Origin of the sequence: Endozoicomonas atrinae, from assembly GCF_001647025.1 — a bacterium.
GTDB lineage: Bacteria > Pseudomonadota > Gammaproteobacteria > Pseudomonadales > Endozoicomonadaceae > Endozoicomonas > Endozoicomonas atrinae.
This window is the reverse complement of sequence record NZ_LUKQ02000177.1, coordinates 1-11,380: the sequence shown is the minus strand read 5'-3', so window position 1 is coordinate 11,380 and position 11,380 is coordinate 1. Positions and strand designations below refer to the sequence as shown.

Below are 11,380 nucleotides of genomic sequence, written 5' to 3'. Positions count from 1 at the left end.
ACCATTCGCACCGGAGTTAAACAGCTCAGAAAGGCTATGGGAGTGGATGCGGGAGCATGACTTATCAAACAAAGCATTTTCAGGTTATGAAAATATTGTAGATTGTTGCTGTGAAGCTTGGAATAACCTTTGCAGCGAAGCTGGTCGACTGTTCAGTCTGTGCTCCCGTGATTGGGCAGTTATACAGTAGTTAGAAAATTCAATTGGTATTACCAAATAATGGGGAAAAGATAGATGCAATATTTCTGCCGACATTGCCAGGGCGAATACCCACCAGCACCCGACTTGATTAAATGCCGATGCGGATCATCACTCTGGGTAAAACACGAATCCAGGTTCACCAGGGCTGACCTGGTTCAGAATGACTTTACCATGTGGCGTTACTCAACAGCGTACCCTTTAAACAGAGAGGAGATAACGATCTCGTTTAATGAAACCATTACGCCATTGACCAGGACGCAGATTGCCGGTGTTCCGGTTCTGGTAAAAATGGATTCACTGATGCCCACGGGGTCATTCAAAGCCAGAGGAGCGGCACTGGTCGTCAACTACCTGAAGAACCAGGGCGTCAACAGTATTGCGGAGGACTCCAGCGGGAATGGAGGTGCGGCCTACGCAGGCTACGCGGCAAAAGGCGGTCTGGCCTGCAATATTTATGTCCCTGAAGGCACCTCTCCGGGAAAAACCGTGCAAACCCGGGTTTACGGTGCCCGCTGTATCGAAGTGAATGGTTCCCGAAATGATGTGGCTATCGCCGCGATGAACAGCATTAAAACCGATGGCAGTTATTATGTTGGCCATAACTGGCATCCACTGTTTATTGAAGGCGTCAAGTCCATTGCCTATGAAATCTGGGAACAGTGTGGCTACCAGGCCCCAGACAACTTTGTGGTTCCCGCAGGAAATGGCAGTCTGCTGGCAGGCGCTTACCTGGGCTTTTCAGAGCTGTTGAAGAATGGCGAAATAAACAGAATGCCGCGTCTGTTCGGGGTTCAAACCCGTGGTATCCAACCTTTTGTTCAGCACTTTAGTGGGCAGGCCATCAAGATAACAAACTCTGGCACTCTGGCTGAGGGGATCAAGATTCAACGTTCATCACACCTGGAGGAGATTACCGGTTTTGTTCGAGAAACCGATGGTGGCTTCCTGAGTGTCGGAGAAGATCAAATCAAGGCGGCACTGTATGACATGGGGTCGAAAGGCTTCTTTATTGAGCCCACATCCGCAACCGCTTTTGCCGGCATCGCCAGCCTGATTGAGGAAGGCAGAATCAGTGTCAGTGACACCACCGTTGGTGTTATCACCGGGCATGGTCTGAAAGCGACTGGAACCATTCAGCACCTGTTGGAAGAAGGTTTACCCAGTAAAGGAGGTCTGCAATGAAATATATCCAGACCAACAACCAGCTCAAACCTGCCGGGCACTACTCTCAGGCAATCCTCCACAATGGATTACTCTATGTCTCCGGACAGTTAGCGGTTAACCCCGATACAGGCGAGAAAACAGCGGGTGATATTGAGCAGCAAACCCGACAAGTGTTGGATAACCTGGCTTTGATCTTGAATGAAGCGGGCACCTCCCTTAATCAGACCATCAAGCTGGTTATCTATATCAGTGATGTTCAGCTGTGGGACAAGGTGAATCAGATCTGTGGTGAATACTTTACCGACCATAAGCCGGTGAGAACTATTGTGCCCACCAGAGACCTGCATTTTGGCCTGAAGATCGAAGTAGACTGTATTGCGATCTGTGAAGGCAGCTAATTATCTGCATTAGTCTCAGCTATCGCAGCCATCATGTTTTCAATAATGGCTTTGATCCGGGGCTGACGATAATTATTTTGCCGGACACTGATGTGAATCGGCCGAAACAATGGCCTTAGCTCATCAAACATGAAGTAATTATCCACACTGATTTGTAATGCTTTGACAATGGACAGGGGCGTTAACGCAGGTGCAGCCCCTTTCAAGGCCAGCTGAGCCGCCGCCGTATAGGAGTCAATTTCCATAACCGGGCAAATATTAAGTCGGTCGAGAATGGCAGCCTGATAGGTATTGGCATTATTACTCAGGTCATTGGTAATCAACACATCCGGAAGTGCCTGAAGCGGTTGCCGACTGACAATGAAGAAAGGTTCGTCAACCACATGAAATGCCAGTAAACCATGGTGTGGCGGTAAATAGCCGGCGCTGATTCCAATTGCCGCCCGCCCGGATTTAACATTTTCGACAATTCTTGGAGTATGGTTGGTAGTGATAGTGATATAGCGATCCTGTTGCACACAATCCGCCAGCGCTTCACTGATTAACCCGGCGACCAGTGTTTCAGAGCAATCCAGACGAATGAGGGTATGGTGTTCCAGTGCCTGGCTCTCGTAGATCTGACCACACAACTCCCGGAATGTTGGCTCAATGGTTTCCACCAGTGCAAAAGCATCCGCAGTCAGGCGAATATAGCGCCCATCCGGCTCTATCAGTTTTTTCCCGATTTTCTTTTCCAGGTTAGCAATGCGTTTACTGACCGTAGACTGACTGACATAGAGAAAACTGCCGGTGCGGCTCATGGTTCTCTCCTTTTGAAGAACCAGCAATGTCTCAATGCCTTCTAATAACATGGTGTTTCTGATCCCGTCAGGAAATCACGGAACAATGCCATAGTAGATGACGGAAACCAATTGAATACGTACAATCCCATAAAAGCTCAATAACTCTAATGAGAACAGATTTATGCAGCAAAGCCCCACCTGGAAGTGGCTCGCTATTCTGACTGCAGCCGTGCTGCTCTCAGGATGCACTGGTCCCTGGAATGATCCAAACCCACCGACTAATCCGGAAAAGGTCACCTATTTCGGCAGTTTTATTACCCGTCCCAAGCACCTCGACCCGGTACGCTCCTACAGCGCCGAAGAGGCAATGTTTATTGATCAGATTTATGATCCCCCTCTGCAGTACCGCTTCCTGAAAAGGCCCTATGAACTGGAGCCGGCAACAGCTGCGACCATGCCTTCTCTGGAACTGTTGAATGAGCAACTGCAGCCTTTGCCAGCAGGCAGCAAAGAAGCGGCTTTCAGTCGAATTACCATTCGCTTAAAGCCGGATACCCGCTACCAGCCACACCCGGCTTTTGCTGAAGATGAAAGCGGTAATCCTCTGTATGTTTTCAGTACCCCTGCTGAAGGAGAGCAGTACAAGTTGCTTACTGATTTTCCGGCTACTGGAACACGAAACCTGACCGCTGATGATTATATTTATCAGATCAAGCGCATGGCGGACCCAGTCAATAAGTCTCCCCTGCTGGGGCTGATGTCCGGCTATATTGTCGGCATGAAAGCGTTTGGGCAGTGGGCCAAAAACAACCGACAGCCCGGGGAATGGCTGGACCTGCGCCAGCAGGATATGGAAGGTCTTGAGAAAATTGATGACCTGACCTTCACTATTCGTATTAAAGGTATCTATCCGCAGTTTCAATACTGGCTGGCCATGCACTTCTTCGCTCCTGTGCCCTGGGAGGCCGACCGTTTCTACCATAACCCTGGTTTTCCGGAAAAAAACCTGACGCTTGACTGGAACCCCATCGGTACCGGGCCATTCATGATGACGGTTAACTCACCCAACCGGGAAATTGTTCTGGAGGGAAACCCAAACTACAGGAAGGACAACTATCCATCAGAAGGCTCTGAAGATGACCTTGAGCGCGGCTATCTCGCCGATGCTGGCAAACCATTGCCGTTTATCGACAAAGCCGTTTATCGCTATGAAAAAGCGGCCACTTCCATGTGGAGCAAATTTGTCCAGGGCTATTACGACCGTTCGGGGGATGGCAACTCCAATATTAACAGTGCCACCTTCGACCGAGCCTTCACCACAGGCCCGGATGGGCTCGAACTGACGCCAGAACTGGCCAGCCGCGATATCGTTGTTGATGAAGAGGTTAGCCCGTCACTCTATTATATTGGCTTTAATATGGTGGATCCGGTGGTGGGTGGCTACAGCGAAGAGAAGCGCAAACTGCGCCAGGCCATCAGCATTGTGTATAACGATCAGGAGTATATCGATATCTTCCGCAATGGCATTGGCCAGGTTGCCCAAGGGCCCATACCGCCAGGGCTATTTGGCTATACCGCCGGAAAAGAGGGTTTGAACCCCCATATCTTCGACTGGGATGAGGTTACACAGACAGCACGGAGAAAACCGGTTGAGTATGCAAAGAAACTGTTAGCAGAGGCTGGCTACCCCAATGGCCGTCATCGTGAAACCGGCAAGCCACTGATTCTTTATATGGATACTACGGCCGGAGACAGCAACCCACGATCAGACTGGATCAAGAAACAGCTGGCTAAAATCAATGTTCAGCTGGAGTTCAGAGCCACCGACTACACCCGCTTTAAAGAGAAGATGCGTCAGGGCAATACCCAGATGTTTGGCTGGGGCTGGCTGGCAGACTACCCCGATCCGGAAAACTTTCTGTTTCTGCTCGACAGTCGACAGGGGCTGGTTAAATGCCAGTGCGATGGCAGTAACTCCACCAACTATGATAATCCTGAATATGACCGCCTTTATGACCGCATAAAAACACTGCCGAATGGGCCGGAAAGGCTTTCAGCCATCAATCGAATGCTGGCTATCGTCCAGAAAGACAGTCCCTGGATCTGGGGCTTTAATAACAAGGAGTATTACCTCTCCAATCAATGGGTTTATAACACCAAACGCCACGGGATCAGTCAGGCAACCCTGAAATACCTCCGTGTAGACCCAGATCTCCGGGCACAGAAACAGAAGGCGTGGAACCAACCGGTAATCTGGCCAATGTTTGCAGGTATTGGTTTGCTACTAATGATATTGATACCGGGTATCAGAGCTTATCGCCAGCGTCAGAAACTGACGATTGAAAACCAGGAGGCTGTCCGAGAATAGACTGCCCTACTGCGGTGGCAACAAATTGATCTAAAAAATCCTTTTTGTTCGGCAAATAGAACCACTATTCACCTCACAAAAAGGATTTTTTATCCTCAATTTTCTAACATCCTCGCTACGGGCGCTATTCTTGGACAGCCTCCTAGCGCCTATTCATGGAGAGAAGGATATGTTCGCTTACATCATAAGAAGGCTCTGTTACGCCATTCCTATTTTGATCGGAGTGAATCTTCTGACGTTTATTCTGTTTTTTATCGTCAATACACCAGAAGATATGGCCAGGGCTCACCTGGGCGACAAATACGTCACCGAGCAGGCTATCCAGGAGTGGATTGCTGACAAGGGCTATGATCAGCCCCTGTTTTATAACCCTAAGGCCAGTGGTCTGGAGCAGTTGACCGGCACCATCTTCTTCGAGAAATCCGTCAAACTGTTCGCCTTTGACTTTGGCAACTCTGACGAAGGCCGGAATATCCGCTCCGATGTGGTGGATCGCATGGGTCCCAGCCTGGCTCTGGCTCTGCCCACCTTTATCATTGGTATCTGGGTGAATATCAGCGTTGCCCTGATGGTGTTGATGTTCAGGGGCAGCCGACTGGACCGGTTTGCCGTTGCCGTCTTTGTGACCATGATGTCGGTGTCGTACCTGTTTTACATCGTGGTTGGCCAGTTCTTTATTGCCAAGGTTTCACGACTGGTGCCAGTATCCGGTTACAACGAAGGGATTGATGGCTGGCGCTTTCTGATTCTGCCCATTGCCATTGGTGTGATTTCCGGTATAGGTGCCGGTGCACGCTGGTATCGAACCCTGTTTATCGAAGCCTCCGGTCAGGACTTTGCCAGAACTGCAAGGGCGAAGGGTGTCAGTGAAGCCGGTGTTCTGTTCCGTCATGTGCTTCCCAATGCCATGCTGCCCATACTAACCGGAGTGGTAGTTGTGATCCCTTCACTGTTTATGGGCAGCCTGATCATGGAATCCTTCTTCAGTATTCCTGGCCTCGGCAGCTATCTGCTGGATGCCATACAGGCCCAAGACTTTGCCATTGTCAGGGCCATGGTATTCCTGGGGTCGGTGCTCTACATCATCGGTCTGATTCTTACCGATATTTCTTACACCTGGGCCGACCCCAGGGTTCGATTAAACTGATCAGAAAGGGATAAACGACACTATGGACTTCTCTATCGGATCAGATCTTTTTGGCTACCACGTACTCTGGACCATCCTCTGGAGCGACATACTGATCTTCTTTCTGGTGGGTGCAATCACCCTTTTCCTGATATCCCTCAGGAAGAACCCTGAAAACCGTCAGCGCTGGCGACAGGTGTTCTCTACCCGACTGGGTATGAGTACCTTTGTGATCATCATGGCCTATATTGCCATTGCCCTGGGGGACTCCATCCATTTCCGCAAAGCACTGCCTGCGGTTGAAGACCAGGGCAGCGAGCAGATCTTTTACAGCAATACGGTGAACAGTCTGCTGGATCTGGCGTTAGGCGAGATGGGAGAACAACATGAGCGAACTTACTCCGCACCTTTTGCCCTGAAATCCTGGAACAAAGAGAACCTGCTGCTGCCCGGTGGTGAAAGGGTCAGAGACTATCCGGTGCTGAAATACGGTGGCCAGCATCTGAAAAATGATGAAGATAAACAGCGGGACATTGCCCTTTACTCCCTGCTGGGCCTTGGCAAGGGACTGGCCCTTGCTCTGCTATTGATAAGCCTCCACGCCCGCTGGCTGAAAAAAAGGAGCAAATCATCAGAGCCTACCCTGCCCTGGCGTGCAGGCTGGATCACGTTTGCCATCATCATGGCACTCCTTGGCTGGCTGATCACTCTGGGCAATCTCTACCATGTCCTTGGAACCGATCAAGCCGGTAATGATACGTTATACGAAAGCCTGAAAGGCATTCGTACCGGTGTATTAATCGGTACGCTGGCAACACTGATCACCATGCCCATTGCCATTTCTCTGGGTATTGCTGCAGGCTATTTCAAAGGGTGGATTGACGATGTGGTGCAGTATATTTATACGACGCTGATCTCTATCCCCGGGCTTCTGCTGATTGCCGCCTCAGTGCTGCTGTTTCAGGTCTGGATCAACAATAACCCGGACTTTTTTGAAGTCGGCCTGGAGAAGGCGGATGCCAAATTTCTCGCTCTCTGCTTTATTCTCGGTATCACCAGCTGGACCAGTCTATGCCGACTGCTTCGGGCGGAGACCCTGAAAATCAGTCAGCTTGATTACGTTCAGGCCGCCCATGCCTTCGGGGTCAGCCATTTTCAGGTTATCCGTCGCCATATTCTGCCCAACCTGAGCCACATTATTATTATCTCGTTTGTGCTGGACTTCAGCGCCCTGGTTCTGGCCGAAGCTGTACTCTCTTACATTGGTGTGGGTGTCGACCCGGCCATGGCCAGCTGGGGCAATATGATCAACATGGCCAGTACCGAACTGTCCCGGGAGCCCTCCATTTGGTGGAACCTGAGCGGAGCCTTTTTCCTGATGTTTGTGCTGGTGCTGTCGGTCAATCTGTTTTCTGACCTGGTGAACGACGCTTTTGATCCCAAAACCCAACTGGAGGCTGCATGATGAGTAAAGAATCAGTAGCCCTGTCTGTTGACCAGCTCAGTGTCAGTTTACGGCTTTCGCCTTATACCCAGATTTTGAAAGAAGTCTCCTTTGAGCTGAGAAAAGGTGAAATCTATGCGCTGGTTGGCGAGTCTGGCAGCGGTAAATCGGTAGCTGCCCTGTCGATACTGAGACTGCTACCCGATGCACTGAAAATCACTCAGGGTCGAATAACACTGTCTGAGACCAGAATTTTCGGCCTGACTGAACACGATATGTGTTCTATTCGCGGCAAGAAGATTGCCATGATTTTCCAAGATGCCATGACGGCTCTGAACCCGGTCCATACGGTAGGCCAGCAGATCGAGGAAACCCTGAAGCTACACACCGCTTTAAACCGTGACGAAATTCGAGATCGCTGCATTGAGTTGTTGGGTGAGGTTGGTATCCCGGAACCCGAGAAACGCATTGACTGGTATCCCCATCAGATGTCCGGTGGTCAGCAGCAACGGGTAATGATCGCCATGGCCCTGGCCTGCGAACCCGATGTGCTGCTGGCCGATGAGCCTACTACCGCATTGGACGTCACGATTCAGAAACAGATTCTGGAGCTTGTACAAACCCTGACCCGAAGCCACCAGCTGGCTGTACTAATGATCACCCATGATATGGGAGTCGTTCGCCAGACCGCTGACCGGGTGGGCGTAATGTACCAGGGGAAAATTATTGAACAGGGCAGCTGTGCCAACTTCTTTGCCAACCCCAGGAAAGAGTACAGCCGTCGATTAATCAACAGCCTTCCAGCCATGGACAGCTATCGGGCAGACACAGAGGAAGTTCCATTACTGAAAGTCGAAGACCTTGCCGTTCACTTTCCCGTTCGTAAAGGCCTTTTCCAGCGAATACACAGCTACACTCGTGCCGTGGATGGTGTCAGCTTCACCATCGGCAAAGGTGAAACCCTGGCGTTAGTCGGAGAGTCCGGCTGCGGAAAAACCACCACTGGCCGTGCAATCCTTAACCTGGAATCCGTCACTTCTGGCAATATCTGGTACAACAACCAGCCATTAAACACCCTGTCCCGAAAAGAGATGATGCCACTACGGCGCAAAATCCAGGTGATCTTCCAGAACCCATTCTCGTCCATGAACCCACGCATGACCGTCGGCAATATTATTGAAGAAGGTATGGTCAGCCTTGGCATGTCTCTGTCTGCCAGTGAGCGGCAGGAACGGATTGAAGCGCTGTTAACACGGGTCAAGCTGGAACCTGAACACCGGCTGCGATACCCCCACGAATTCTCCGGTGGCCAGCGCCAGCGCATTGCCATTGCCCGGGCACTGGCCGTAGAGCCCGACTTGATCATCTGCGATGAACCCACCAGCGCACTGGATGTGTCCATTCGAGCGGAAGTACTGGATTTACTGCTGGAGTTACAGAGTGAACTGCAGGTCTCTTATCTGTTTATTACCCATGATCTGTCCATTATTCCTCATATTGCTCACCGGGTTGCGGTGATGAAGGAAGGGGTAATTGTTGAGCAGGGAAAAGCGGAGGCTGTTTTAAGGTACCCTGAGCACCACTATACCAGGCAGCTGCTGGCAGCGGTTCCCAGTGCCTGTTAAAGACAAAGGGCGAACAATTCGGTTCGCCCTTTTTACAAGCAAGATTCAGATCATTTAAGTCCCAATCACACCACCATCATCCTTGGTAATCAGCACCGTACTCGACCGAGGCCGTGTTTTTCCATCACTGGCCGGAAAGCTGATGGCCGGATGCTGGATATTAACCCACATGGCTTTACCATCAGGCGTAGTGGTCACACCGGTGATTTCACATCCCCTCGGGCCCGTCAGAAAGCGTTTCACTTCTGCGGTTACCGGATCACAGCAAAGCATCTGATTGGTGCCCATATTGATGTTACGTTCATCATCGTCCCCGTAATCGGTTTGAATCCAGAGGCGCCCCTGATAATCGAACCAGATACCATCCGGCGAAGAGAAAATATCACCTTTGATATCTCCCACCAGGTTTTCAGGTACAGAACTGCCATCAGCCAGTGTCGCTCCGGGACGATCACCGGCCAGCAGGAAGATTTCCCAGTCAAAGTGGGTGGCCGTTGGATCAGAGTTTTCCTCGGTAAAGCGAACGATCTGACCATGGCGGTTATCTTCCCGCGGGTTGGCGGCATTGATTTCCTGATCCTCTTTTTTACCACGGTGCTTATTGTTGGTCAGGGTGACATAGACTTCCCGGGTTTGTGGATGTACGGCAACCCATTCCGGGCGGTCCATCGTGGTGGCTCCCAGAATATCCGCAGCCCGACGGGCGTGTACCAGTACATCGGCCTGACTGGTAAAACCATTCCGCCGGGTCAGCCCGTTTTGGCCAAACACCAGTGGTCGCCACTCACCACGCCCATCATCATGGAATAACGCGACATACAGTGTGCCATGATCAAGAATATCCCGGTTTGCCGCTGAATTACCGGGCTCATACGCCTGATCCGGCACAAACTTATAGACATATTCGCCACGGGTATCATCACCGAAATAGAACGCCATACGACGATCATCACCCAGTGAAAGCGTTGAACACTCCCTTACTAGTCGCCCCATAGAGGTACGCTTTTTCGGAGTACTGTCCGGTGAAAATGGGTCAATTTCCACTACCCAGCCAAAACGGTTGGGTTCATTAACATAACCACCGTGAGCGGCATTGTGGTCAGGCGTGCCATTAAAGCGAGGTTCTACCGATTCCCAGGCATAGTAGTTACTGTTCTTATCCTGGGCCACACCATAACGATGATGAGCAGGGCGTTGCTCATAGTCTTCAGCATCACGGTTTACAAAGTAGTTCTTCCAGTTCTCTTCACAGGTGAGATAAGTCCCCCAGGGGGTAACCCCCATGGCGCAATTATTCAAAGTACCCAGCACCTGACGGCCAGCGGGGTCTGCAACAGTTTTCAGAAAATCAGTACCTGCCACTTCACCGGTCAGGTCCATCGGCGTAAACCCCGTGATCCTGCGGTTATAGTCGGAGTCTTTGACTTTCTGCCAGTGACCATTTGATTGTTTGCGGACTTCAAAAACACTGACACCGTGAGCTGCCATCTCCTTTTTTACTTCATGTTCAGGCCGATGCTTAAAGCCATGACTATCTTCAGTGATGGTCAGCCCATTGGGGTGGAGCGTAGGATTAATATACTCATGGTTCATCACCAGCAGACCATGCTCATCGGGCTTATCCGGAAATGGGAAAAACCAGATGCCATCATGATTCTGGCCTGCCTGTTTCATCTGCTCCTGCCAGCTGTTGCTTCCATCTGGCCGCCAGGGGCTGGCTCCCTTTTCAACGGGATCTCCCCATGAAAAAAAGACGTTGGCCGTATAGCCTTCAGGCACATTGACGGCGTCGAACATCGGATCCTGTTCAACGGGAATTGGCTTAAATCCAATGTCTGGCTGCTGCAGGTTTCGAGCAGCACTTCCATGAGCAACTTTCTGCTTCTGCCCAGTCGTGCCAAGACAACCTCCAAGAAAGCCTGCCATAGCGAGACCAAGGCCGCCCTTCATAAAGTTCCGACGGCTCTTTTCGACCACATCATCCAGAGTACTGTTACTGGAAAAATTGTCTGGTTGATCATCCAGCGCTTCCAATTGCTCATGAAAATCACGATGGTTCTGTAATTGTGAAGATCCAGCTTCCATGGTTATCCCTCATCGTTAAGTAAACGTATTTTTATTGGAAGAATAATTTGCTGAGAGATTATACCAATCGCATTTTCTAAATCCTTAAGCTGCCGCCAACTATGCTTAGGCATCATTACCATGCATTATCTAGAACAGATGTCTCGTCGACCACAGCTACCCGAAGGTTTTAATGATGTTGATTTTC

8 protein-coding genes and 1 pseudogene are annotated in these 11,380 nt (G+C 50.5%); 7 read left to right on the top strand and 2 right to left on the bottom strand.

The genetic code is table 11. From position 1 onward, the window contains the following. The 3 genes and pseudogenes from AK963_RS35645 to AK963_RS19820 form a co-directional block, all read left to right on the top strand. A pseudogene (locus AK963_RS35645) lies at positions 1-190 on the top strand (IS630 family transposase); the annotation flags it as partial. A 44-nt stretch (positions 191-234) separates the two neighbouring features. Further along, positions 235-1,383 (top strand): threonine synthase, encoded by a 1,149-nt coding sequence (locus AK963_RS19825; protein ID WP_066017169.1) that lies wholly within the window; start codon positions 235-237, stop codon positions 1,381-1,383. Further along, on the top strand, positions 1,380-1,763 hold the full coding sequence (locus AK963_RS19820; protein WP_066017168.1) for a RidA family protein: 384 nt from the start codon (positions 1,380-1,382) through the stop codon (positions 1,761-1,763). Before AK963_RS19825 ends, AK963_RS19820 begins: the two co-directional genes overlap by 4 nt. Here AK963_RS19820 and AK963_RS19815 read toward each other — a convergent pair. Further along, positions 1,760-2,614 (bottom strand): LysR family transcriptional regulator, encoded by an 855-nt coding sequence (locus AK963_RS19815; RefSeq protein ID WP_066017167.1) that lies wholly within the window; start codon positions 2,612-2,614, stop codon positions 1,760-1,762. The genes AK963_RS19820 and AK963_RS19815 overlap by 4 nt on opposite strands. 112 nt (positions 2,615-2,726) lie before the next feature. Between AK963_RS19815 and AK963_RS19810 the strand changes: the two genes are divergently transcribed. The 4 genes from AK963_RS19810 (at position 2,727) to AK963_RS19795 (ending at position 9,108) form a co-directional block, all read left to right on the top strand. Next, positions 2,727-4,913: an ABC transporter substrate-binding protein gene (locus AK963_RS19810; protein ID WP_066017166.1), complete on the top strand. Its 2,187-nt coding sequence runs from the start codon at positions 2,727-2,729 to the stop codon at positions 4,911-4,913. Between the two features lie 169 nt (positions 4,914-5,082). Beyond that, complete coding sequence (locus AK963_RS19805) at positions 5,083-6,060, top strand: ABC transporter permease (protein ID WP_066017165.1); 978 nt, start codon at positions 5,083-5,085, stop codon at positions 6,058-6,060. A gap of 22 nt (positions 6,061-6,082) precedes the next feature. Then, positions 6,083-7,504: an ABC transporter permease gene (locus AK963_RS19800; RefSeq protein ID WP_066017164.1), complete on the top strand. Its 1,422-nt coding sequence runs from the start codon at positions 6,083-6,085 to the stop codon at positions 7,502-7,504. Then, positions 7,501-9,108 carry an ABC transporter ATP-binding protein gene (locus AK963_RS19795; RefSeq protein ID WP_066017163.1) on the top strand — a complete coding sequence of 536 codons (1,608 nt, stop codon included), beginning with the start codon at positions 7,501-7,503 and terminating at the stop codon, positions 9,106-9,108. The genes AK963_RS19800 and AK963_RS19795 overlap by 4 nt, the downstream gene beginning before the upstream one ends. Before the next feature lie 54 nt (positions 9,109-9,162). Here the strand turns inward: AK963_RS19795 and AK963_RS19790 are convergent, their stop codons facing one another. Further along, positions 9,163-11,193: a PhoX family protein gene (locus AK963_RS19790; protein WP_066017162.1), complete on the bottom strand. Its 2,031-nt coding sequence runs from the start codon at positions 11,191-11,193 to the stop codon at positions 9,163-9,165. Between the last annotated feature and the right edge of the window lie 187 nt (positions 11,194-11,380).

Coding starts and splice junctions, on each gene's coding strand:
- AK963_RS19825 (WP_066017169.1), top strand. CDS start 235: ATGCAATATTTCTGCCGACATTGCCAGGGCGAATACCCACCAGCACCC.
- AK963_RS19820 (WP_066017168.1), top strand. CDS start 1,380: ATGAAATATATCCAGACCAACAACCAGCTCAAACCTGCCGGGCACTAC.
- AK963_RS19815 (WP_066017167.1), bottom strand. CDS start 2,614: ATGTTATTAGAAGGCATTGAGACATTGCTGGTTCTTCAAAAGGAGAGA.
- AK963_RS19810 (WP_066017166.1), top strand. CDS start 2,727: ATGCAGCAAAGCCCCACCTGGAAGTGGCTCGCTATTCTGACTGCAGCC.
- AK963_RS19805 (WP_066017165.1), top strand. CDS start 5,083: ATGTTCGCTTACATCATAAGAAGGCTCTGTTACGCCATTCCTATTTTG.
- AK963_RS19800 (WP_066017164.1), top strand. CDS start 6,083: ATGGACTTCTCTATCGGATCAGATCTTTTTGGCTACCACGTACTCTGG.
- AK963_RS19795 (WP_066017163.1), top strand. CDS start 7,501: ATGATGAGTAAAGAATCAGTAGCCCTGTCTGTTGACCAGCTCAGTGTC.
- AK963_RS19790 (WP_066017162.1), bottom strand. CDS start 11,193: ATGGAAGCTGGATCTTCACAATTACAGAACCATCGTGATTTTCATGAG.